This window comes from [Limnothrix rosea] IAM M-220, assembly GCF_001904615.1.
Lineage (GTDB): Bacteria > Cyanobacteriota > Cyanobacteriia > Cyanobacteriales > MRBY01 > MRBY01.
In genome coordinates, this window is the sequence record NZ_MRBY01000047.1 from 1 (window position 1) to 22,432 (window position 22,432).

17 protein-coding genes, 1 tRNA gene and 1 pseudogene are annotated in these 22,432 nt (G+C 47.5%); 9 read left to right on the top strand and 10 right to left on the bottom strand.

Going from position 1 to position 22,432, the window contains the following annotated elements; translation table 11 throughout:
- Window positions 1–74 precede the first annotated feature (74 nt).
- The gene (locus NIES208_RS15035) at window positions 75–1,922 is read right to left on the bottom strand and encodes a PP2C family protein-serine/threonine phosphatase (RefSeq protein ID WP_075893802.1); all 1,848 of its coding nucleotides are present in this window, start codon (window positions 1,920–1,922) and stop codon (window positions 75–77) included.
- Between the two features lie 185 nt (window positions 1,923–2,107).
- Here NIES208_RS15035 and NIES208_RS15040 point away from each other — a divergent pair, with 185 nt between their 5' ends.
- The 3 genes from NIES208_RS15040 (at window position 2,108) to hemH (ending at window position 4,009) form a co-directional block, all read left to right on the top strand.
- Window positions 2,108–2,527 (top strand): NfeD family protein, encoded by a 420-nt coding sequence (locus NIES208_RS15040; protein ID WP_075893803.1) that lies wholly within the window; start codon window positions 2,108–2,110, stop codon window positions 2,525–2,527.
- Window positions 2,499–2,624, top strand: a complete 126-nt coding sequence (locus NIES208_RS19725; protein WP_282956490.1) for a hypothetical protein — start codon at window positions 2,499–2,501, stop codon at window positions 2,622–2,624. Before NIES208_RS15040 ends, NIES208_RS19725 begins: the two co-directional genes overlap by 29 nt.
- A 224-nt stretch (window positions 2,625–2,848) precedes the next feature.
- Window positions 2,849–4,009 carry a ferrochelatase gene (gene hemH / locus NIES208_RS15045; protein WP_075893804.1) on the top strand — a complete coding sequence of 387 codons (1,161 nt, stop codon included), beginning with the start codon at window positions 2,849–2,851 and terminating at the stop codon, window positions 4,007–4,009.
- A 69-nt stretch (window positions 4,010–4,078) separates the two neighbouring features.
- Here the strand turns inward: hemH and larC are convergent, their stop codons facing one another.
- Window positions 4,079–5,464: a nickel pincer cofactor biosynthesis protein LarC gene (gene larC, locus NIES208_RS15050; protein ID WP_075893805.1), complete on the bottom strand. Its 1,386-nt coding sequence runs from the start codon at window positions 5,462–5,464 to the stop codon at window positions 4,079–4,081.
- A 10-nt stretch (window positions 5,465–5,474) separates the two neighbouring features.
- Between larC and NIES208_RS15055 the strand changes: the two genes are divergently transcribed.
- Window positions 5,475–6,149 (top strand): L-threonylcarbamoyladenylate synthase, encoded by a 675-nt coding sequence (locus NIES208_RS15055; protein WP_075893822.1) that lies wholly within the window; start codon window positions 5,475–5,477, stop codon window positions 6,147–6,149.
- On the opposite strand, the gene phoU is transcribed toward NIES208_RS15055, so the two are convergent.
- From phoU to NIES208_RS15075, 5 genes and pseudogenes are all read right to left on the bottom strand, one after another.
- Window positions 6,146–6,814: a phosphate signaling complex protein PhoU gene (gene phoU, locus NIES208_RS15060; RefSeq protein WP_075893806.1), complete on the bottom strand. Its 669-nt coding sequence runs from the start codon at window positions 6,812–6,814 to the stop codon at window positions 6,146–6,148. The two genes, NIES208_RS15055 and phoU, sit on opposite strands and share 4 nt — an antisense overlap.
- Before the next feature lie 202 nt (window positions 6,815–7,016).
- The gene (locus NIES208_RS15065; RefSeq protein WP_075893807.1) at window positions 7,017–8,489 is read right to left on the bottom strand and encodes a DEAD/DEAH box helicase; all 1,473 of its coding nucleotides are present in this window, start codon (window positions 8,487–8,489) and stop codon (window positions 7,017–7,019) included.
- Window positions 8,473–8,760: a hypothetical protein gene (locus tag NIES208_RS19820; RefSeq protein WP_315861648.1), complete on the bottom strand. Its 288-nt coding sequence runs from the start codon at window positions 8,758–8,760 to the stop codon at window positions 8,473–8,475. The genes NIES208_RS15065 and NIES208_RS19820 overlap by 17 nt, the downstream gene beginning before the upstream one ends.
- Window positions 8,761–8,949: 189 nt before the next feature.
- A pseudogene (rnhA, locus tag NIES208_RS19825) lies at window positions 8,950–9,363 on the bottom strand (ribonuclease HI); the annotation flags it as partial.
- A 100-nt stretch (window positions 9,364–9,463) separates the two neighbouring features.
- Window positions 9,464–10,678: a tetratricopeptide repeat protein gene (locus NIES208_RS15075; RefSeq protein ID WP_075893809.1), complete on the bottom strand. Its 1,215-nt coding sequence runs from the start codon at window positions 10,676–10,678 to the stop codon at window positions 9,464–9,466.
- A 125-nt stretch (window positions 10,679–10,803) separates the two neighbouring features.
- Between NIES208_RS15075 and dnaX the strand changes: the two genes are divergently transcribed.
- The 5 genes from dnaX to NIES208_RS15100 all read left to right on the top strand — a co-directional run bounded on the left by dnaX (window position 10,804) and on the right by NIES208_RS15100 (window position 18,582).
- Window positions 10,804–14,523 (top strand): DNA polymerase III subunit gamma/tau, encoded by a 3,720-nt coding sequence (gene dnaX, locus NIES208_RS19880; protein ID WP_075893810.1) that lies wholly within the window; start codon window positions 10,804–10,806, stop codon window positions 14,521–14,523.
- A 43-nt stretch (window positions 14,524–14,566) separates the two neighbouring features.
- Complete coding sequence (gene gcvT, locus NIES208_RS15085; protein ID WP_075893811.1) at window positions 14,567–15,661, top strand: glycine cleavage system aminomethyltransferase GcvT; 1,095 nt, start codon at window positions 14,567–14,569, stop codon at window positions 15,659–15,661.
- Between the two features lie 143 nt (window positions 15,662–15,804).
- Window positions 15,805–15,891, top strand: a tRNA-Ser gene (locus NIES208_RS15090).
- Window positions 15,892–16,259: 368 nt separating this feature from the next.
- Complete coding sequence (locus NIES208_RS15095; protein ID WP_075893812.1) at window positions 16,260–17,465, top strand: 1-acyl-sn-glycerol-3-phosphate acyltransferase; 1,206 nt, start codon at window positions 16,260–16,262, stop codon at window positions 17,463–17,465.
- Between the two features lie 229 nt (window positions 17,466–17,694).
- Window positions 17,695–18,582: an Hpt domain-containing protein gene (locus NIES208_RS15100; RefSeq protein ID WP_075893813.1), complete on the top strand. Its 888-nt coding sequence runs from the start codon at window positions 17,695–17,697 to the stop codon at window positions 18,580–18,582.
- 2 nt (window positions 18,583–18,584) lie between these two features.
- Here NIES208_RS15100 and NIES208_RS15105 read toward each other — a convergent pair whose 3' ends face one another.
- The 3 genes from NIES208_RS15105 to pdhA all read right to left on the bottom strand — a co-directional run bounded on the left by NIES208_RS15105 (window position 18,585) and on the right by pdhA (window position 22,197).
- Complete coding sequence (locus tag NIES208_RS15105; RefSeq protein ID WP_075893814.1) at window positions 18,585–19,223, bottom strand: Vat family streptogramin A O-acetyltransferase; 639 nt, start codon at window positions 19,221–19,223, stop codon at window positions 18,585–18,587.
- A 478-nt stretch (window positions 19,224–19,701) separates the two neighbouring features.
- The gene (locus tag NIES208_RS15110) at window positions 19,702–21,030 is read right to left on the bottom strand and encodes an aminopeptidase P N-terminal domain-containing protein (protein ID WP_075893815.1); all 1,329 of its coding nucleotides are present in this window, start codon (window positions 21,028–21,030) and stop codon (window positions 19,702–19,704) included.
- A 138-nt stretch (window positions 21,031–21,168) separates the two neighbouring features.
- Window positions 21,169–22,197 (bottom strand): pyruvate dehydrogenase (acetyl-transferring) E1 component subunit alpha, encoded by a 1,029-nt coding sequence (gene pdhA / locus NIES208_RS15115; protein ID WP_075893823.1) that lies wholly within the window; start codon window positions 22,195–22,197, stop codon window positions 21,169–21,171.
- Window positions 22,198–22,432 lie beyond the last annotated feature (235 nt).

The window sequence follows — 22,432 nt, forward strand, 5'->3', positions numbered from 1 at the left end:
GCTTCCCCGTGTCTCTCTCTCCGTATCTCCTTTTCTCTAAAGAATTTTGGCTACATTCTTATCCATAACTGACGTTAATTATTTTCGAGGGGCTGCTCCACATCCGGAGTATCAGGCTGTTGAGGCGATTGACGACGCACAAACCAATCTAAGCCCAAGGCAACAGTTGCAGTCACAATAATTAGCGCAATTAACCCAAAGGCGATCATCCCAAAGGAAAGACCCTCTTTTTCCGCCATTTCGGCAAGCTCGTTGTCTTCATCCGTTGCTGCTACAGCGTCAGTCAATGTCTCCGATGAAGTTGCTGTAGATTCTAAAGCCTCTTCCGGTTTTTGTAGCTCGAACAGCACATCTTCGGACTCCGGTAGAACCGTCGCTAATTCCCCTGCCTTAATCACCACCGGATGCTGGGGTGTAATGCCATAGAAGGCGATCGCCGCCGTAATATTATCGTGAGTATTTTTTTCAACAGCTTGACCCATCAAAGCTTGGAGCATCATCTCCGGTGTAAGACGCTCTTGAATAATGACTGGCGCAAAGGTCTGCCAATTTTCCTCCAGAAAGCCCTGATCACTTAAACCATCAGAACAAACCACCAAAACACCATCTTCATCGAGAATAAACCGCCGAATTGTAGGGTGCAATGCCGTACCATCCCTCGTCCCCAGAGCTTGGGTAATAGCAGCAGCATCCGTTCTGGTTTGGGCATGACGATATAAGCTACGACCCGCTTGAACTTCCCGACTCACCACATCATCGTCAACGGTGAGGCAAATACACTTCGTCTCCGTAATCCAATAAGCGCGGCTATCACCCACATTAGCAATATAAAGCTCATGACTATTTCCAATGCCCGAATCGTCTTCATTAAGCTTTTGGGGCAGTTGCAAAGCAAGGGTTAAAGTAGTTGCCATTCGTTTGCGGGAAGCTCGACCCTGCGCGTCATTCCGGGCGGTGATGACGTTATTAGCCACGCGAATATAAGCCGCCAGTTGTTGTATCACCACGTGAGGTTGCAAAATGTCTGCTGCCGCTTCAATTTCTTTGAGCAAGCCCCCTAACTGCAATTTCAACGACTGGATCGCTAGCTGACTGGCAATCTCTCCCCCTTCATGACCCGCAATCCCATCACAAACCATCACTAAATAGTTGGCGAGGTCTTCTGTTTTTTGCTCTTGGGCTACTGGGAAATAGCTATCTTCATTGATATCTGGCTGTTGTCCGGCTTCGGAAGCAGTAGTAACTTTCGTGCGTAGCAACTGTTGACTTGATTGCCCAATGAGTAAATTGTTGAGGCTAATTTGAATCTCTTTGAAGGTCGCTTCAGGATCTTCGAGTTGGGTGAGGACAGATTCGAGATCGGCCCGAATGGCTTGACTGCTACGAATTTGGAGCGATCGCCAACTTTCAGCAATATTTTTTAAACTAATCTCGGTATCCTCTGGATCTTCAATTAGCTCCATCACCCGAATGCGCCAACCATCGATACGAACATTTTCGAGGAGGAGAATCGTTGAAACAGCGTTGACTGCTTGTAAATCTTCCCAAAGATCAAGGATTTGCCAGAGCCAATAAAGCTGTCGTAGGGGTGAACTGTCTACCCAAATCGAGCCAAGGGCAGACAAAATTTCGCCATTTTCGGTGATGGGAATATTGTCGAGGAGCAGCAGATCTCCTTCCGGTAAGGGACAAATGTCATAAACCCGAGGAATGTGGAGTTGACGGGGATAAAGCTTGCCGTACAGCTTGGCGATCGCCGGAGGATGTTCACAAACCGCTGGCAATTCCGGCTTAGTGTCCTGCCAAATTTGGGGCGCAACAACGCGATATCGATCAGCAACGAGATCCGACACCTGGAAATGTAGTGCCAAGGAACCCGATGCCCGTAAATAAGGAGTCGTTGTCGCAGGAGATGAAGACATATAAAACTAACGAAACATTACAGCACAGGTAGCAGCCAAAATATTGATGTATCTGTACCAAAATGGTCAAGCTATGATTAAATCTACACCCAATTTAGCGGAATCAACGCATTGGCGTTACGTGTTAACGCAAGTTATTGATTGGACAGTTCCCCCGCGAGGTTTAGCAGCAAGTGAATAACCCAATGTTGATCTGGCTTTGTATCGGCGCGGGACTATGCTCCCTCGAATTTTTCTTCCCTACAGCCTTTGTCGAATTCATGATGGGTGTTAGTGCCCTCGGTGTGGCAGCCATTTTGCTGTTCGTCCCCATTTCTTCTAATTTTCAAATTGCCCTCTGGCTAATTTTCTCCACTGTGGCAGTGATAGCCTCCCGTAAATTTTTTACGCCCAAAACATCGAAACGCACTCTCAGCGACGACCCTCAGGCTGAAACCCTCACGGCGATCGCCCCGGGAAAGGCTGGTCGAGTTTTATACGAAGGCAACTCTTGGCGAGCCAGATGCGACGATGAAACCCTCACCATCGCAGCCGACGAAACGGTTTACGTTGTGCGCCGCGAAGGGACAACCCTCTATGTCCTGCCCCGCCATCTACTGGAATGATCATGATGAAGATGCCGCACTCAATACCTTATTGCCTAGTGATTCCGGACTTTTGCCCAGTTTGGTACATCGCCTCAAACTCCGTATTTATGCTTGATTGGGCGATCGCCCCAGCCGATCCCCCCCCGTGGAGATGAGCCGCTTTTCCCGCTAAAAAATACGATAAAAACTCCGGCTGAGAACAAAATAATGAAGTCAAAAGTGTTGAAATGTAAACTTTTTCGTCTTTCTTGTAGCCATTGCGACAGGGAAAACACCCACAGCCGCTATCTTGTTACAATAACTTAAAGAAAATACCAGTAAATTTAATCTGTAGTAGCTATGGGTCGTGTTGGGGTCTTATTACTTAACTTAGGTGGGCCAGACAAATTAGAGGATGTTCGTCCTTTTTTATTTAATTTGTTTGCTGATCCCGAAATTATCCGTTTGCCTGCGCCTTGGATGCAGAAGCCACTAGCTTGGCTAATCTCTTCCCTCCGTGCGGGCAAATCTCAAGAAAATTACAAAGAGATTGGTGGTGGTTCGCCCCTCCGACAAATTACAGAGGCTCAAGGCACTGCTCTGGCTGAAAAGCTCCAGGAGTGGGGACGAGATGTCAAAGTTTACATCGGTATGCGCTATTGGCATCCTTTCACAGAGGAGGCGATCGCCGAAATTAAAGGAGACAACCTCGATAAACTTGTTGTCCTTCCCCTTTATCCCCAATTTTCTATCAGCACCAGCGGTTCTAGCTTCCGTGTGCTCGAAGAAATGTGGCGCACAGATGAAGATCTCAAGCAAATTGACTACACCCTCATTGCCTCTTGGTATGACCATCCCCAGTACATTGCCGCAATGGTGGATTTGATCCGTCAAGAACTAGATCAGTTTGAAGATCCCGACAAAGCCCATATTTTCTTTAGCGCCCACGGTGTCCCCCAGAGTTATGTCGAGGAAGCAGGGGATCCCTATCAGAAAGAGATTGAAGAATGTACGCGTCTGATCATGGCAGCCCTCAACCGACCAAATGACTATACGCTGGCCTATCAAAGCCGTGTCGGTCCTGTGGAATGGCTGCAGCCTTATACAGAAGATTCCCTTAATGAGTTGGGTAAAAAGGGTGTTAAAGATATTCTTGTTATTCCCATCAGTTTTGTCTCAGAGCATATCGAGACTTTGCAAGAGATTGATATGGAATACCGCGAGGTGGCAGAGGAAGCGGGCATTACCAATTTCCGTCGTGTTCCTGCACTAAATACCCACCCCACTTTTATTGAGTGTTTATCTAATCTGGTTACGGAGTCCCTAGAGGATAGGCCCCGCACCTTTAGCCAAGTGACTCACCCGAAAGAAAACATGAAAATGTACCCACAGGAGTTGTCTTGGGGTCTCAACACCAGTGCTGAAGTATTAAATGGTCGCCTTGCCATGATTGGCTTTTTTGCGTTGTTGCTTGAATTATTGAGTGGTCAAGGTCCTTTGCATTTTGTTGGCATCATGTAGGTTCAACAAACTAATTTCAATCTATGGCTAATACTGAGAGGTACTTTCTGTACCTTTTTTTTATTGAGATTATTCGAGGGCGTATTGCTCTACCGCTTGTTGGGCGATCGCCTGCCATGGTTGTCCTGTTTTGCTGGCGATCGCCGCACAGTCTTCGTATTCCGGCTGAACGTTATAAATTTTGTCACCCCGGAAGCCAATTTTGATCTTAATGTCGCCGTGAGGTGTAGAAATTATTTCAAAGCGACGGTCAAGAATAGAGCGGCTCTGGCTTTGGCGGCGGATGCCTAGAGTAGTGGTTTCAGTAAAAATAATTTTTTCGCAAGTTTCAACTAAATCGTTAGGGCAAATTACCGTTAGAAGCGTCCCCAACCGATTTTTTTTCATGGCGATTCCTTGGGTGAAAACGTCCATTGCTCCGGCTTCTCTCAGCTTTTCACAGGCATAGGCGATCGCCTGGGGATTGAGATCATCGATTTGCGTTTCTAGCTCCATCACCGTTTCAAGATTTGCCGCAGTCTCCACAGAGCCGATCCAAAGCCGCAATAAATTCGGTAGAGGTAAATCAATCGTGCCAGAGCCAAGGGCAACCCGTTCCAGCTGCATCATCGGCGGTTCCCCAAATTCCTTTGCCAAAGTAGTGGCGATCGCCGCGCCCGTCGGGGTGACTAATTCTTTTTTGATGCCATTGCTATAAATCGGCACTTGCCGTTGTTGCCAAAGTTGAAGCACCGCCGGCACAGGCACAGGCAAAATCCCATGGGCTGCCTTTACCGTACCGCCCCCCGTCGGCATCGGCGAACAATACAACGCCTCAATACCTAACCAATCCAAGCCCAAACAAGTGCCCACAATATCCACCAGCGCATCCGTTGCCCCCACCTCATGAAAATGCACATCTTCCGGCGTTGACCCATGAACCGTCGCTTCGGCGATCGCCAAATTTTGAAAAATATCCAAACTCCACTGCTCAACCCGTTCCGGAAACCCAGCCTGCCGAATTAGCCCTTGAATTTCCGGCAAATGACGGTGTGGCGCATGACCATGATCATGATGATGTTCGTGAGCGTGCTTGTGCCCATGCTCATGACCGTGATCATGATGATCCTCGTGCTGATGCTCTTCCCCCGATGTCTCATGTCTGATATCTGATGTCTGCTGCGATGGGTTTCGCTCAGCAGAATCCACCGAACTATTTTCTACTTCTGAGTTCGCTTCACCCATCCTCCTTTCTGATAACTGTTCCCTGATACCTGATACCTGAACATGAACCTTCGTTGCCCGTTGTCCTTGACGAATCACCGTTTCCGCCCGAAGATCGTACTCAGAAGCGATCCCCAGCCGATTTAGCTGATTTGCGAGATATTCCAACGGAACGCCCCCATCTACTAATGCTCCGAGGCACATATCCCCAGCGATCCCTGTCGGGCATTCTAGATACGCAATCTTTTTCATGGTGGCAACAATGGCTAAACTTTATTCTCTACACCCGCAAAATCCGCAACAGCGCGACCTAGAGGCGATCGCCAAACAATTGCGAAGCGGTGCAGTAATGCTCTATCCGACAGATACAGTGTACGCCATTGGCTGTGATCTAACAGCGAAACAAGCCGTCCAAAAAGTCCGCAAAATCAAGCAACTCGCTAACGACAAACCCCTAACCTTTTTGTGCTCGTCCCTCTCTAATATTTCCGAATATGCTTTGGTTAGCGACGAAGCCTACCGCATCATGAAACGCGTTGTGCCAGGGCCCTATACTTTTTTACTACCCGCCACCAAGCAAGTCCCCAAGATGGTGCTCAGTCCGAAGCGACGCACCTCCGGTATTCGCGTCCCAGACCAAGCCATCAGCCAAGGACTACTAGAGGCACTAGGAAACCCGATTATTTCCACCTCTGCCCATATGCCCGACGAAGATGGCGAGCTATTTACCCTAGGACTCGAAAAAGCCAGATTATTTGATGCCCTCGATCCCCTCGTAGACATCATTATCGATACCGAAGACGAACCCGGCTTTAAGGTCTCTACCATTCTCGACTTCACCTCAAACCAGCCAGCTCTAATCCGCAAAGGTTTAGGGTGGGAAGAACTAGAAAGTTGGATCGATGTCGTAGATCTATCTGAAGATGACGACTATTAATGGCGTTCTCCCGTAGTGACATAGGAAACGCGTTGCGCAATATTAGTGGCATGGTCGGCCATCCGTTCTAAATCACGGATAATCAATCCCATTAAAATAAAAGGCTCGATGGAACCGCCGATCATTTGTTGATTGGCAAGGGCTTCATATAAACGGTCATAATCATCATCAACACGATCATCGAGGTGTTTGACATAAGCACCAGCATCTTGATCAAGGTCGGCAAGAGCCACCAAACTTGTGGACAACATCAACCTTGCATGGGCAGACATGCCCTCAATTTCCGCCATCAAAATATGGGTAGGATAGGGCACAAGGCGCAGCGACATTTCTGAAAGATCCTTGGCATAATCAGCTATTCTTTCTAAATCTCGAACCAGCTGCATAAAGGCACTGACAATGCGGCAATCTTGCCCAACTGGCGCTTGCAAAATCAGCATCGCTGAGCAATCTGCCTCAATCTTTCGGTAATAACGATCTATTTTTTTATCTAATTTAACTAATAGCTCTCGTGCTTCTAAATCTTCTTTAAATAGGCAGTTATGACCGAGGCGAAATGCCTCCTCTACCAAGGCTCCCATACGCAATACTTCTTGTTCTAATCTTTGTAAGGTGCGCTCAAAATTTGTACGCGTCTTTTGGGTAGGCTTCGGAGATAAGTGCATGGTATTTAAAGGAATTTAGATTCTTTGTATCGCGTTTTTAATAAATCTGATTGTCTTATTATACTCACAAAATAAATAAAAGATAAAGTTATCTTTTGGTTAAGTTCTACTGTTTTTTTCTGGATATTCAACAAATATTAAAAGAAAAGAAATTCTGTTAGATTCTTGCTGCCGTCGATTAGATTTTTTGTGTTATTTATAGTTAAAATTCTTCTGTATTCTTTTTTGGCCAAGGCTTTTTGGATTCTGCTGCGCGATTAGTGAAGTCGGATATTTTTGATTTTTCTATTGATTTGAATGCCCTTTGTGATGGCGATCGCCGTCTAACTGAAACCCCTTCTTCGTTTGTATTTTTTGCTACCAATTCATACAGGATTGCCAATTTGTTTTGAGAATTTCCCTTTCTTAAAATTCGCCCAAGTCGTTGGATATATTCCCGTGAAGAACTCGTCCCTGACAGAATAATTGCTACTTTTGCGGCGGGTACATCTACCCCTTCATTGAGCACATGGGAGGTCACTAGGACGTGGTATTGACCGTGGCGGAAGGCTTCGAGAATATTGTGTCTTTCTTTGACGGGTGTTTGATGGGTGAGGGCAGGAATCAGAAAATCTTGGGAGATTCGATAAACAGTCGCATTATCGTTGGTGAAAATTAGAATTTTGTCAGGGTAATGTTTCTGAATTAGTTCACTGAGAGTGCGTAGCTTACCCATGGTTCCGGCAGAAATATCTTTGGCTTGGCGGTGGGCAAGCATGGCGCGACGACCTGCGGGGGAGCGACAACTGGCGGCAACGAAATATTGCCAACCCTGCAGACTTCCCAAGGAAATATGGTTGTCTCGCAAAAATTGGTTGCGGGTGGCGATCGCCTGCTCGTAGGCTTTTTGTTCTAGTTCTGTCAGTTCAACGGGGATTTGAATACTTTGAAATGCTGCGAGGGCTTTACCAGAAAGTTGGTCGGGCGTTTTGTCGTAGACAATTTTGCCGATTAGCCAGTCTAAGTCTTTGTCTTTTCCGTCGCTGCGTTCAGGTGTCGCTGTTAACCCGAGGCGATAGGGCGCAAGGGAATATTCAGCAATAACCCGAAAAAAGTCGCTGGGCAGATGGTGGCATTCGTCAAAAATTTGCAGCGCATATTGATTGCCGAGGGTTTCGGCATGGATCGCGGCGCTGTTATAGGTCGCGACTAAAATTGGTGTGCGATCGCGGGAGCCACCACCAAGCAAGCCTACATCAACCCCCGGAAAAGCCTTAGTCAGTTGCTCATACCATTGGTGCATCAAATCTAGGGTGGGAACCAAAATTAAGGTTGGTCTCGGCGTTGATTCGATGGCGAGTTGAGCCAGATAGGTTTTGCCGGCGGCTGTGGGCAAAACTACGACACCTTGGCGATCGCCCTGTTTCCATGCCGTCAGTGCCTCTAGTTGATGGGGATAAGGCGTTAGAGAGAAACTAGCTTGCAGATCTAAAGGTGTGAAGTTGTGGCAATCGTCAATAAATTCGGTTGGCGCTTGATTTAACGTTGCAACGAGACGACGGTAGTGATGGGCAGGAATGCGGAATTTTTCGATGCGATCATCCCAAGTGGCAAAATCAAGCCAATCTTTACCCTGTGGCGGTGGATGTAACGTTAACGTGCCGCGATCGTACTGGAGTTTAGGAAGCCTCGGCATCACCCATAATGCGGTCTAGTTGCCACAAAATTTGGTTGCCTTCTCGTTTCACACGGGACACAATCCAATTACGCCACGTCCATTCATGTCCCCGACTGGTCACGGCACTGGCATTGACATCCATAAGATCGGCAAGTTCAGAGCTGCTAATGAAATACCCTTTATCGGCAATTTCGTCAGCAATACGCAAACTTTCAATCAAAGCACTAAGTTGTTGGACGCGTTCGTGGCGGGACAATACGATTTCTTCAACACCTGAGGAGTCAGTCATAACATTTACTCTTGATACGCTTGGGATCACTATAGAGTTTTCATCGGAATCTACTGACAATTCTGTTACGGATGTTGAAGGAATCACTCCAGTTTTAGGAAGATTTTGTAATTTTTGTGTGTTTTTTTGGTTTTCACTGGTGAACCGAGCGGTTTTTAAAATTGGCGCTTTTCCCCGGGCAAAGCTGTTGGCGATCGCATCAGCTCGTTCGTTACCTTCTTCGCCACTATGACCTTTCACGTGTGTCCACTCGACGGCGGGATGGTTAAGTTTATCCATTTCCTGCCATAGGTCTTGGTTTAGGACTGGTGCACCAGAGGATTTTTTCCAGCCTTTACGTTTCCAACCTTTAATCCATTTGGTGATGCCATCAATGACGTATTTGCTATCGGTTAAAAGTTGAATGGATTCCCGCTGATCGCTATCCCGAAAGAGTTTGAGGGCTTCAATGGCTGCCTGCATTTCCATGCGGTTATTGGTGGTCTGGTCTTGGCGATCGCCGAGCTCGGTAACGGAACCATCTTTGTATTTGACGACAACGCCCCAGCCGCCGGAGCCGGGATTATTAATGCAGCCACCATCGGTATAAATTCTGTCAATCATAGGTTTTCGTCAGTAAAAAATAGCCTTCTCACTCAAGAAAGCATCATGGGTCTGGTTTGCTCTGGACTGTTTTTTTGTTTTCTTTTTTTGGCAGGGTTGTTTATGCGTCTCCCCAGGGGTCTGGGTTCGGGCTAGAAGCGGTTTCTGGGGCGGGGCTAGAAGGGATGTCTACGCCAGATTCGAGAAGTTCAAGGCGTTGTTTGGCTTGGGCAAATTCTGGTTCAAGGGCGATCGCCTTACGGTAGTTGATTCGGGCATTATCCATTTTGCCGAGGCGCTCTAGGGTACAGCCCCGTTGGAACCAAGCCTCTGCCACGTTATCGCGCAATTCAATCGTGTGATTCCAGCTTTCTAGAGCCTCTTGCCAACGTTCCAGCTTCATGAGAGCGTAGCTGCGATCTTTCCACGCCACAACACCTGTGGGCAGAATGGCGATCGCCTTATCAAAGCATTGCAACGCCGAATCAAATTGCCCAAGACAACCGAAAGCACTACCGCGATTGTGCCAAACCTGGGGGATCTGGTCATTCATTTTTAAAACTTCGTCCCAGTCGGCGATCGCCCCCGCAAAATCCCCTTGGTCAGCCTTACTTAAACCCCGATTAAAAAGTACCTGGAGCGCCTCACTTTGGGGAGAAACAGGCTCCGCTGTTTGGGGTTGAAAAGTCGTTTCCGTTGCGGTTGATTGCGGTTCGGAAGTCGCTGCCACCTCAGGCGTTGGTGGTTGTACCACTGTGTCACTGGCCGCCGTGGGTGAAGATTGAATGACTGTTTCAGCTGTTGGTTGAGGCGCAACGGGTTGTGCAGTTGGTGTTGGGGGAGCTGGTTTAACTTCGGTTAGTGGCTGGGCATCTTGGACAGGTTCTGCCGTTGGCTCAGCGACGGCATCGGGGCCATCATATTCCCAAATCAAATTAAGTGTGCCTTCCTTTTGACCCGTTACGAGTTGTTGACCATACTGGGAAAATACCTTGGAGAGACGCTGTAATTTGGGAGAATGGTTGAGCGCGTCACTAATGTAAATGAGGCGAGTGCCAATTTGACGCTGTTGGACACGTTGGGATTGCGCCAAAATTCTCGCGCTAAAATTCTTTAACCAAGCTTCCCATGCCGGGGCTTTGCCGCGGCTGCCCAAATCCAACATAAACACTTCCACGCGGTCAGGCTGCCAACCGTGGGCGAGGCCTTGGAGCAATTGATCCAACAAAAATTCAAAATCAGAATCGGTCAGTGCGGGAAGATGATCGCCGGGTAAGGGCTGCTTTTTACTCTTTGGCTTATCTGACGAAAAAAGTTTTTTTAACAAACCCGCCATATTATGATGATCCTCTCGTTTGACTCTGCGCGTTTTCTGTAAAACCTATTTTAGGTCATAGATTTCCTTCTACTGAATCGAATCCCCAATTCCCGAATTGTTCTCCCGAAAGTCTGCTTTGTGTGATGCCCTATGAACCGCTCCACCATAAATATCGTCCCCAGATGTTTTCAGAACTGGTGGGACAGGAGGCGATCGCCACAACCCTTAGTAATGCTCTAGAGCAAAAGCGGATTGCACCAGCCTATTTATTTTCAGGGCCCCGCGGTACGGGTAAAACTTCCAGTGCCCGCATTCTCGCTAAATCTTTAAATTGTCTTAACTCTGCGAATCCGACTCCCGCGCCCTGTGGTGAATGCGAAGTGTGTCGGGCGATCGCCAACGGTTCTGCTTTAGATGTCATTGAAATTGACGCGGCGAGTAATACAGGCGTTGATAATATCCGCGAATTAATTGAGCGATCGCAGTTTGCACCAGTGCAATGTCGCTACAAAGTGTATGTCATTGACGAGTGTTTAACTGGGGACACACTTGTGACCACACGCCAAGGATTAATGCGCCTAGAGGATTCGCAACTCAAAGGTAAACAGGTTTTAAGTTTTTCTGAACAAACAGGGCAGTGGGAATATAAAAAAGTCTTGCGCTGGCTCGATCAAGGGACAAAACCGACCCTCACGATTAAAACGAATAACAGAGAAATTCGCTGCACAGACAATCACCTGATTCGCACAACTACAGGATGGGTACAAGCAAAAAACGTCGTCGCCGGAATGAAGATACTATCCCCTGTGCATGCGGGTGCGGCACAGAAATCTATAAATACGGCACAGACGGCAGAGTTCGCCGCTTTAAACGAGGACATCAGTTCAAGGGCAACAAATACGGCGCAAAAGAGTACAATCTCTCAAAAATCTTGGCGATCGCCGAAAACATCAAACCCCTTTGCAAGTGCGGGTGTAGCGAATTCTTGGACATTCCTAAATTCCTCCAGCAAAAAGGCAAAGGCATTAAAAGCATCGAATATTACTGGCAACGACATCCTTTCAGAAAGGGACATGGTATCTGGCAAAAAAGAACAGCAAATTGGCAAGCACAACTCCAATTTTTGTCAACAGAACAATTGGGATTGGTCTACGGCACATTACTCGGCGACGGCAGTCTCGACTACCCAAACGCCAACAGTCGCTTTCCCCGCTTACGTTGGACACACGGCGATCGCCAAAAAGCGTGGTTGGATCACAAAATCTCACGACTACCAGAACTTAAACCAAAATCCCAACGTGTCGCTAACAAAGGATACGGTCAGTGGTCAGTCACCGCTAGAACCGTTTGCCATCCCCAGCTTTGTGATGTCGCAGCCGACATCTTCTCAGGGAACAAAAGTAAAACAATTTCTCCTCAGTGGCTTCAACACGTCACTCCAGAAGGACGAGCTTGGTGGTATATGGACGATGGTTCCCTCTCCATCAACGCCACCGGAACCCCAAACATCCAATTTCACACAGAAGGTTTTTCCGCCTCAGAAAATCAGCTCTTGGCTCACTGGCTTACTGACTTGGGATACCCAGCAAAAACTCTCAGCTACCTCCGAAAACAAAACGACAAGATTTACCACTACGTCAAACTTGGCGCAAACTCAACGCGACGCTGGATTAGCAACCATCGACAATTCTCAATCCCCTCAATGGACTACAAATTTCGAGACGGTTGAATCAGTAACTTGGGGCAAAGCAGAACCCGTTTATGACATAGAAGTTGAAGATAATCACAATTTTGTTGCCAACGGCTTACTGGTACACAACTGCCATATGCTCAGCGTTGCGGCGTTTAATGCCTTGCTCAAAACCTTAGAAGAGCCGCCTGCCCATGTGGTGTTTGTGTTGGCGACGACGGATCCCCAGCGGGTTTTGCCGACGATTATTTCGCGCTGTCAACGGTTTGACTATCGACGGATTCCCCTCGACGCGATGGTTGGCCACCTCCGGAAAATTGCTCGCAACGAAAATATTGATATTCCCCTCGAATCGATCACCTTAGTTTCTCAAATTGCCAATGGTGGTCTGCGGGATGCGGAAAGTTTGCTCGATCAGCTCAGTTTGCTTTCTGGGGAAATTACGCCCGATAAGGTTTGGGATTTGGTGGGCGCTGTGCCTGAGCGGGATTTGTTGGGATTAGTTCAGGTCATTCACAGTAATAGTCCAGAGGCGGTGATTCAGCACTGTCGTAATTTGCTTAATCGGGGGCGTGAACCTTTGGTTGTGCTGCAAAATTTGGCGAGCTTTTATCTGAATTTACTCATTGCAAAAACTGCGCCCCAACGGGGAGATTTAATCGCGGTCACCCAACCTACTTGGCAAGCTCTCTGTCAGGAGGCACAGGGGTGGGATCTGGCGTTAATCCTGAAGGGTCAGCAGCACCTCAAGGACAGTGAATATCAACTGAAAAATACGACCCAGCCGCGTTTGTGGTTAGAGATTACTCTTTTGGGGTTATTACCCTCGGCTTTAGCGAATGTTGCAGTAACGACTGAGGCGATCGCCAGTCCGCCAGTGTTTGTCCCAGCTCAAGTTGCCCCGGCTCAAGTTGACCCTGCGCCAACTCCTATTAATCCACCACCACAAGAAACGATCACCCATCCCTTTGGGGAAATTACACCTGCCCCCTCGCCGAAGCCTGTTGCTCCAGAGCCAATGGCAGAAATCCCGTCACCGGCTAGGGCAGAAAATCGGCGATCGCCCCAAACGACTCCTCCAACAGCAACACCCGAACCAAGTCTTACCAACAATCATGTCAATAACAATCCTTCAATTGAACCACCAGTACAACAACCCCTGACTCCCACCCCACCCCAATCACAGCCAGTTGTTGAACCGATTCAGGCAGCACCACCAGCACCAGAGCGCCAACCCATTCCACAGCCAGCTCCCGCAACAACACCGATTGCCGCGACCTCCTCTAGCCCCACCATTTCTGCCCTAGAGCGCGAACAGCTGTGGGAAACCATGCTTGCCCAGCTACAACCCCTGACGACGCAGCAACTTCTACGGCAACAGGGATGTTTAGTAAACTTTAATGGCGCAATGGCAGTAATTGGCATCAAAAGTCAGCCGTTACTGGGGATTGCCAAAAGTAAGCAGAAAAATATTGAAGCCGCCTTTCAAAAAGCTTGTCAGAAAAAAATCAAAATTTCCTTTCAAGTCGGTCATGAACCAGCGGGGGATGTGGATTTATTTGCGCCGTCACCAGCTTCCCCGGAGCCATCACCTACGGCCATTGATAATGTCCCACCGCCAGCACCAGAACCGCCAGTGCGTTCTTTACCGATTACGCCAGCGCCTGTGGCGACTCCTTTTGATGCGCCAACGAATTTACCAGATGCTCCTGCGCCAATTCCTTCACCTCAGCCAGTGCCAGAGCAGCCGCCATTACAGGTCATTCCGAACACACCGCCGCCCCCAGCAGTACAACCGCCAGTTTCGACTCAACCCCAGAACGGCTCAGCGAATGGTCATAACGGTTCTTCGGCGGCTCAATCTATGCCGATCGCCCCCCAAGATATTGCCGCAACTCCTCCTCAACGGGAAGCTGCAACTGAGTTTGCACCAGAATCTCTTGAAGCGACCGAAGAAAATGGTGGCGATCGCCTGCATCATCTCACCCAAGCATTTGCGGAATTTTTTAATGGAGAAGTGATCGAGCTGACCCACCTCGCCCCTGACAACACAGAAGAAGCAATCATGATCGACACGGCTTCCCCAACACCAGCCCCCAAACCAGAGCCCGCCCTAAACCTTCAAGGTCGCCCTCCTGTTACAACTTCCCCGGAAGATGATATTCCGTTTTAGAAAGCCCGTATGATTGTCATAGATCGCTGTTATTTTTGCACCCATGACTTTACTCCGTACGCCTCTCTACGACTTATCCGCCGCTGCTAAAGCTCGTTTTGTTGAGTTTTCGGGCTGGGAAATGGCAGTGCAATATAGCGGTCTCAAAGCGGAACATAATGCCGTGCGCGATAGCGTGGGGATGTTCGATATTTCCCACATGGGTAAATTTGCCCTAGCTGGCGAAAATTTAGTGGCAGCCCTCCAAACCCTTGTGCCGTCAAATCTAGCGAGATTATCGGCCGGTCAAGCTCAATATACGGTACTGCTCAATGAAAAAGCAGGCATTATCGACGACATCATTTACTACCATCAAGGCGATCGCCAAGGATTTTTAATCGTAAATGCAGCGACAACCCAAAAGGATTGGGATTGGCTCACGGCCCATCTCCAACCTAAGGGAATTTCACTAACCGACGTTTCGCGGGAAAAGGTTTTAATTGCGGTTCAAGGTCAAAAAGCCGAAGTAACCCTACAGCCCTTCGTGGAGAATTTAGATTTAGCTAGCCTCAAAATGTTTAACCATAGCGAGGCAACAATCGAAGGAGAATCAGCTTTTATCGCACGGACAGGTTATACCGGCGAAGATGGCTTTGAGGTGATGGTTTCCCCAGCAGTTGGCCAAAAGCTATGGCAAAAACTAAGCGATGCCGGAGTGGTTCCCTGTGGCTTGGGTTGTCGCGATACCCTCCGACTCGAAACTGCTTTGCATCTCTACGGCCAAGATATAGATGATGACACCACCCCCCTCGAAGCTGGTTTGGGCTGGCTCATCCATTGGGATGAAAAAGATTATTTTATCGGCAAAGAGATTCTGACAGCGCAAAAAAAACAAGGGATAACTAAACGTTTAGTGGGTTTGGAAATGCAAGCTCGCGGTATTGCCCGCCATGATTATCCGGTGCTAGTCGAGGGGAAAGCGGTGGGTCTTGTCACCAGCGGTACGATGTCGCCTACCCTCAATCAGGCGATCGCCCTTGCCTACCTACCGCGCGAATTTGCCAAAAAAGGCCAAGCTGTCGAGATTGAAATTCGAGGTAAACTTTACCCAGCTAAAGTCGTGAAAAAGCCGTTTTATCGCTCGCCATCACGGAAATAGTGATTTTGGCAGTGGGGCTTAAAGCTATAGAGAGCAACAATTATTGCTAATAATTTTCTAACCTTTGCTAAATATGGCGATCGCCACCAAGAAAAATGCACGCTATGATAAGCTGTGCTACGAGCTAAATAAATAGCGGTTTTGGAGAGGTGGCAGAGCGGTTGAATGCGCCTGACTTGAAATCAGGTTTAGGGTCAAACCTAACGGGGGTTCGAATCCCCCCCTCTCCGCTCTTAATTAAATAACGTGAGTTTTGCTTAAGCATGCTCGGAAATACGACGCGGTGAATGGGAGAGCGAGAGATCGGGAGATGTTTCTATGCAAACAATCCTACTAGCTTTCAAAAAATGCAAATTTTCGTGGCTTCCCCGTGTCTCTCCCTCTCCGTGTCTCCTTTTCTCTAAAGAATTTTGGCTACATTCTTATCCATAACTGCTTCTCTTCACTTCCCGTGTCATCTTCGACTACGGCTTTATTTAGGCAGTTTTATCATTGGTAATTAACTGGGACAGTTTTTTTTCCGTCATAAAATTAATATTTAGTTCAGACTTCCTTGGGCAGAATAAAAGAGCAGTCGTCCAGACCTTTTTTGGAGTCTATGTCTAAGCCTGATTTCTTTCCGACGAAAACCCAACCGATGCTGATTCGTTTGGTGCAAAGTATTTCCTACTGGATCGGACGGTTTAAATACCAACTGAAATTACGGGTTAGTGAAGCGGATCTTGGCAAGGTACGTGAATTAGGTGATGCTCGTATTGTCTTGATGCCAAATCATCCCACCTTTGATGATGGTCTCGCTGTTTTTCTGTTTGCCACTCAGCTTGGTGAAATTTTTAATTATTTAGTGGCCCACGAAAATTTTGATGGTTGGCTTGGGGATTTTTTGCCGAAGATGGGCTGTTATTCTATCCGTCGTGGTTTAGGCGATCGCCGCAGTATTTCCCACACCCTAGAACTCCTCAAAGAAGAACGAGCGAGAATGGTGATCTTTCCAGAGGGAGGCTGCTCCTTCCAAAACGATGCAATTATGCCCTTCCGCACAGGGGCGATTCAGTTACCATTCCAAGCAATGCAATCGATTGCCAAAAAAACCAAAGAATTTCCCCCTTGTTACCTCGTGCCCATCAGCATCAAATATCGCTACCTCAAGTCCGGCACAGATATCATCGAAAAAAGCCTGCAAAATCTCGAAAGCCACTTTGGTATTCAGCCAGAATCCAAGGATTTTTATCCGCGCCTGCGCCGGGTCTCAGAAGCGGTGATGTCCACATTAGAAGACGAATATAATATCGAGCCACCAGCCGCTGCCGATTGGAATGACCGCATCAACCTCACCCGCAAAACCGTCTTAAACCTTTGTCAGGAGCAGTTGGGAATTTCTTTTCCCGATGATTTCCCCCTGCGGGAACGGGTCTATAAAATGCAGGCTTTACTGATTGAAAAAGCCGATGATGAGTTTGCCCTCGATCTCGAAACTTACGAAAAACTCTACCAATCGACCATGAGACTGCTCAATTTTGATGCCATTTACGACGGTTATGTTGAAGCCTACCCAACGCCAGAGCGGTTTATTGATACCCTCACTCGTCTAGAACGGGAAGTCTTTCGGGTGGAAATCCCTGAGCCAAAGGGTTTACATGAGGCATGGCTCAAGGTTGGTGAACCGCTTAATATCCAAGATTATGCTGAGCAGTATCAGGGCGATCGCCAAGGAACCATTGCCCAGCTTACGGATAAGATGCAGTTTGAAGTGCAAAATAATCTACTGGAAATGATGTTGGATGACCGTCCAGAGCTAGATTAAATCACTATTAAAAATTTCATCAGAACAGCTCAAAAACTTTCAGTACAATGAGAAATTAGATAGTTTGTCAACATAATTGTCTAAAGCAAAACAGTTTCAAAGCTTTAAAATTTGAGGACTGTACGGATAACCCCTGCAATCCTTGATAACGTAAATAGGAACTTGGGGGCGATCGCCGCCACCCATCACTTGCAAAAACCTGCACCCCAAAATGTGAGGGACATAACCCGTGGATGCTGCCAGCCAACAAAAAATTCTCGGCTACTTTATCGAGGAAGCAAAAGAACACCTAGAAACCATCGAACAAGGCATTCTCGATCTGGGTGGTGCTGCTGATGACAGCGAACAAATGAACGAACTTTTTCGGGCGGCCCACTCTGTAAAAGGTGGCGCGGCGATGTTGGGCTATACCAGCATTCAAAAGACCGCCCACCGCCTTGAGGATGGTTTTAAAATCTTTAAAGAGAATAAGATCCCAGTCGATCAACAGCTCGAATCTCTATTTCTCAGCGCCTATGATATCCTGTCGGCGCTCCTTGACAAGCTCCAAAGTCCCTACGGACTGAAGGACGAAGACGGTAAGGCCATGGTAAAAGAGGCAGAACCGCAATTTGCTGAACTCCAGTCCTACCTCGAAAGTTTAGCCCGTGGTGAAACCCCTCAACCTAAAGCTTCTGGCTCTCCTGCTACAGGAACAATGGGTGAACAGCTCCGCGACTATCTCAGACAAATGTTAGCGATTTTCAAGCAGGAGGCAACGCCAGAAAATCGTCAAAAATTGCAGAAGGTTTGTGTTGCTTTAGCCAAGCTCGATAAGGAGACCAAGGCTTGGCAAACGATTCTCAAAGCTGCCCATAAGGCGATCGCCAACCCTGCTCATTCTTTTAATCTTCTGGCTCCGGTCGTCATTAAAGAAATCAAAACAGCGGGCGATCATTTAGATCTTGGTGAACCGAAAAAAATTACCCTTAGCCCCGAATTAAAGCATTTAGCCATCGCGAAAATGCCCCAGATTTTGGTTCCTGTCGATCCGAGCCATGCTGCGAAGGCACTTTCAAAAGCCTTTAGTCAAAAGCAAATTGGTCAACTCGTTAAGATTCTCAGCAGCAAAAAGTAGATTTATTTATTCCTTAACCCTTGCAAAATAGCGAGATTATTACCGGCGATCGCCTCAAGATTGTCGGTGATTTTTTGGATATCCCAATGCCACCATGCAATACTTTCTAACTTGCTAATTGTCTCGTCTGTAAAACGCTTTTTGATTAGTTGCGCCGGATTGCCACCGACAACGCCATAGGCCGGCACATCTTTTGTCACGACAGATTTCGCTGCCACAATTGCACCATTACCGATATTTACGCCCGGCATAATCACACTGTCGTAGCCGATCCACACATCATTCCCAATTTTTGTATCACCTTTATTTGGATATTCATCTTGTTCCGGCATTACCCGCGCCCAATCTTCCCCAAAAATCTCAAAGGGATAGGTCGAGAAACCGGACATTTTATGATTCGCACCGTTCATAATAAATTTCACGCCACGGGCGATCGCACAAAATTTACCAATAACTAGGCGATCGCCGACAAAGGGAAAAAGATAAAGGACATTGCGCTCAAAGTTTTCCGAATCCTCAGGGTCATCGTAATAGGTGTAGTCGCCAATAATAATTTGGGGATTATCGACTGTATTTTGAATAAAACAAACCTGCGGAAAATTCGGGAGTGGATGTTTTTGCTTCGGGTCTGGATAGGGCATCGGTTTAGTCACCAATCAAAAAATTACAAACGAAATAGTTCAGCTCGATTAGTTTTTGCCAAATTAACCCTACCGACATGGCCTATTTTGCCAGTGAAACTCCATCAATCATGAACCTGAGTTTGGTTTAAGAAGGGTCTGGAATGACGACACAGCGAAAGGGAGAGCGAGAGATGGGGCGATTTTTCATTCAAACAATTGCAGCGGTCAAAAAAATACAAGTTTGAATGTTTTACACCCTCCCCGCGTCTCTCATTCCCCGTGTCTCCCTCTCTCCCTCTCTCCGTATCTCTAAGGTATGCATGCTCAATCTTTAACCCGAACTGACATTCATTAACTGCGGCGATCGCCCTATTCATCGTCTTTTGAACGTTGAAAAAAGGTTGTTCCCATCTCAGTTTTCGCTGACCACACCAAATAAATTCCGAGGCCAAGAAAAAATAATATTAACCAGAAAATATCTGACATATTACCCATCCTATCGGTGTTCTAAGTCTTCAATTTCCTTGGGAACGGCAGCAGTGAGAACCTCGTTGCCAGCAGCAGTCACCAGCACATCATCCTCAATGCGAATGCCAATCCCCTGCCAGCGCTCCGGGATTTCTGGCTGCCCTTCGACGGGCTTGATGTAGGGCGAAATGTAAATGCCCGGCTCCACGGTAATGATGTTGCCGACTTCTAGGGTTGTCCAATCATCTTTTTCGGCGCTAAGTTTATACGTGCCTGCGTCATGGACATCAAGACCGAGCCAGTGTCCGGTTCCGTGCATAAAGAAAGGTTTATAAGCTTCTTTTTCAATTAATTCTTCAAGCTCGCCTTTGAGCAGTCCAAGGTCAATTAGTCCTTGGGTAATCACGCAAACGGCTATTTCATGGGAAGCGCGATAGGAATTCCCCGCCACCACTTCGGCGATCGCCTTTTTCTGGGCATCGAGCACAATTTCGTAAAGAATTTTTTGTTCTGGTGTGAAGGTTTTACCGATGGGGAAAGTGCGAGTAATATCGCCGTTGTAATACTTAAACGACGCGCCAGCATCAATTAAAAGCAATTCATTATCGTTAAGGCGATCGCTATTGTCGATGTAATGCAAAACACAAGCATTCGCGCCCCCCGCCACAATCGACGGATAAGCAAAACCCTGCGCCCCTTCCTTACGAAAAGTATGTTCAATTTCTGCTTGGACTTGATACTCGTATTTGCCGGGTTGAGCATATTCCATTGCCCGTAGATGAGCCTGCGCTGAAATGGCCGTGGCGCGACGCATCATCTCAATTTCTGCCGCACTTTTCACCATCCGTAGGGGATTCATAATTTGGTTACTATCCACCAGAGATGTCGGCCCAGTTCCCCGCTTACCGCGGGTTGCGAGCAACCACTGATAATGGCGCAAAATTGTATTGTTAAACTTCTCGTCAATGCCAAAGTGATAAATCAGGCGATCGCCGCCTTTGGTGTATTCCGGTAACTTTTCCCCTAGCTCCTCAATAGAAAACGCAATATCCGCACCATATTTTTCCTTCGCAGCTTCTACCCCAGTGCGATAGCCCACCCAAGTTTCTTTCTCTAAATCCTTCGGCTGCACAAACAAAATGAACTGATGCTCTTCATGGTGAGGCGCTAGAACAGCCACCGCCTCCGGCTCATTAAAACCCGTTAAATAATAAAAATTACTCTCTTGGCGAAAATTGTATTCGACATCATTGTGCATCACCGCATAGGGTGCACTGCGGAAAATGGCTGTTCCCTGACCAATTCTCGCCATCACCTCACGGCGACGTTGTTGATATTCCTGCGGTGTAATGCCCATGAGCTCAATCTATTGCGTAGTTTGACGTGAATTAGATGGTAGCAAAATTCCTTTCAGCTCAATCACAAAACCCCCAACTTCCACGAGAAATTAGGGGTTTGCATATAGTGAATAAAGTTTTCAGTTAAAGACTTAAACCTATTCCGCAAAAATATATTTAGTGAGTTCGCTAGGATCAGGCTCAGGGCTACTTTCCGCAAAAGTTACAGACTCGTTCACAACCTCCTGAATTTTTTTAGAAATAGCTTTTAGCTCATCCGCAGTAGCCAACTCACGCCCAAGAATAAATTTTTCAAAACGGGTAATCGGATCACGCTTGGCCCAAAACTCCTTTTCTTCAGGAGAACGAAGCTCATCAGGATCAGCGAGGGAGTGACCACGGAAACGATAGGTCAATGCTTCAATGAGAGTTGGACCTTCACCAGCACGGGCGCGAGCAACAGCCTTTTGGGCAACATCACGCATCGCTAAAACATCCATACCATCTACTTCATAGCCCGGCATATTAAAAACACTGGCTTTTTTGTAAATTTCAGGCTGAGAAGTTGCCCGCTCGTGAGCCATACCGATCGCCCACTTATTATTTTCCACGACAAAAATGATCGGGAGCTTCCAAAGAGCAGCCATATTCAAGGTCTCAAAAAACTGACCATTATTAGTAGTCCCGTCACCAAAGAAACAAGCCGTTACATTATCTGCCGACTTATCACCCATCACTTCGCGACGATATTTACTTTGTAATGCTGCACCAGCTGCAACAGGAATCCCTTCCCCAATAAACGCATAACCACCAAGGAGTTTATGCTCCTCAGAGAACATGTGCATCGAGCCGCCACGACCCTTACTACAGCCGGTTTCCTTGCCGAATAGCTCCGCCATCACCTCACGGGCGGGAACCCCAGCGCTGAGGGCATGGACATGGTCACGGTAAGTACTACAAACATAGTCTTCACCGGGTTTCATGGTGCGAATAATCCCAGTGGAAACTGCTTCTTGGCCGTTATAAAGGTGCACGAAACCGAACATTTTGCCGCGGTAATACATTTCCGCACATTTATCTTCAAAAGTACGACCGAGGGTCATATCTTCGTAGAGCATTAATGCTTCTTCTCTAGTAATTTCTACCGAAGAGCTATCAAATTCTGGGGCTGTCCGTTCTTTGTGCATCATTACGTTTAGGAGTTTTTAGTGATCGGCGGTGAGGCTAACTACGCTAATTGATATCCTCTCCCAGTCACCCTAGCGGGTATGCAGGGAGATTTCCCTGGGTCGCCCCAAAGATTTCCTGTTTCACTGCCAGTTGGCGAGACACCGTTACCGATGCCCCCGCTACCTCGACTCCACAGGCATTTTCTATTTCCCGTTGCCACGGGTACTCATGACTTGGGCAGCCGCCACATCA

Excerpts from the sequence above, each read along its gene's own strand:
- NIES208_RS15040 (WP_075893803.1), top strand. The coding sequence starts at position 2,108 with ATGTTGATCTGGCTTTGTATCGGCGCGGGACTATGCTCCCTCGAATTT.
- NIES208_RS15055 (WP_075893822.1), top strand. The coding sequence starts at position 5,475 with ATGGCTAAACTTTATTCTCTACACCCGCAAAATCCGCAACAGCGCGAC.
- gcvT (WP_075893811.1), top strand. The coding sequence starts at position 14,567 with ATGACTTTACTCCGTACGCCTCTCTACGACTTATCCGCCGCTGCTAAA.
- NIES208_RS15075 (WP_075893809.1), bottom strand. The coding sequence starts at position 10,678 with ATGGCGGGTTTGTTAAAAAAACTTTTTTCGTCAGATAAGCCAAAGAGT.
- NIES208_RS15105 (WP_075893814.1), bottom strand. The coding sequence starts at position 19,223 with ATGCCCTATCCAGACCCGAAGCAAAAACATCCACTCCCGAATTTTCCG.
- NIES208_RS19725 (WP_282956490.1), top strand. The coding sequence starts at position 2,499 with ATGTCCTGCCCCGCCATCTACTGGAATGATCATGATGAAGATGCCGCA.
- NIES208_RS15095 (WP_075893812.1), top strand. The coding sequence starts at position 16,260 with ATGTCTAAGCCTGATTTCTTTCCGACGAAAACCCAACCGATGCTGATT.
- hemH (WP_075893804.1), top strand. The coding sequence starts at position 2,849 with ATGGGTCGTGTTGGGGTCTTATTACTTAACTTAGGTGGGCCAGACAAA.
- NIES208_RS15065 (WP_075893807.1), bottom strand. The coding sequence starts at position 8,489 with ATGCCGAGGCTTCCTAAACTCCAGTACGATCGCGGCACGTTAACGTTA.
- phoU (WP_075893806.1), bottom strand. The coding sequence starts at position 6,814 with ATGCACTTATCTCCGAAGCCTACCCAAAAGACGCGTACAAATTTTGAG.
- NIES208_RS15035 (WP_075893802.1), bottom strand. The coding sequence starts at position 1,922 with ATGTCTTCATCTCCTGCGACAACGACTCCTTATTTACGGGCATCGGGT.
- larC (WP_075893805.1), bottom strand. The coding sequence starts at position 5,464 with ATGAAAAAGATTGCGTATCTAGAATGCCCGACAGGGATCGCTGGGGAT.
- NIES208_RS15110 (WP_075893815.1), bottom strand. The coding sequence starts at position 21,030 with ATGGGCATTACACCGCAGGAATATCAACAACGTCGCCGTGAGGTGATG.
- NIES208_RS19820 (WP_315861648.1), bottom strand. The coding sequence starts at position 8,760 with ATGACTGACTCCTCAGGTGTTGAAGAAATCGTATTGTCCCGCCACGAA.
- dnaX (WP_075893810.1), top strand. The coding sequence starts at position 10,804 with ATGCCCTATGAACCGCTCCACCATAAATATCGTCCCCAGATGTTTTCA.
- pdhA (WP_075893823.1), bottom strand. The coding sequence starts at position 22,197 with ATGCACAAAGAACGGACAGCCCCAGAATTTGATAGCTCTTCGGTAGAA.